Below are 344 nucleotides of genomic sequence, written 5' to 3'. Positions count from 1 at the left end.
CCCCGGCGCCTTGCAGGTGCTCGACTTCGCCAATGGCGTCGCCCAGCTGGTCGCGGTCAAGGCCTATTACGGCGGGCCGCTGGTCGGTCAGGAGCTCGGTTTCCTGCGTCGCCACATGCCCAACGTGGATACTCGCGTCGCCGCCATCTATCGTCGCAACCGTCCGATCATCCCGCGCGGTGACACCGTGATCGAGGCCGATGATGAGGTGTTCTTCATCGCGGCACGCAAGGACATCCGCACCGTGATGGGCGAGCTGCGACGCGTCGATCGCAACTTCCGCCGGGTGGTGATCGCCGGTGGCGGCCATATCGGTGAGCGTCTGGCCGAGACGCTGGAGCACA

The 344-nt window shown here is 66.3% G+C and carries 1 protein-coding gene; it reads left to right on the top strand.

Features of this window, described 5'->3' with window-relative positions; all coding sequences use genetic code 11:
• A partial coding sequence (locus tag R0J88_RS19145; RefSeq protein ID WP_410900752.1) for a TrkA C-terminal domain-containing protein occupies nucleotides 1-344 on the top strand: 344 nt, incomplete at both ends.

This window comes from Pseudoalteromonas sp. SIMBA_162 (genome assembly GCF_046535955.1).
GTDB classification, from domain to species: domain Bacteria; phylum Pseudomonadota; class Gammaproteobacteria; order Enterobacterales; family Alteromonadaceae; genus Pseudoalteromonas; species Pseudoalteromonas marina.
The sequence above is the reverse complement of the archived record's forward strand: the minus strand, read 5'-3'. Positions and strand labels throughout refer to the sequence as shown.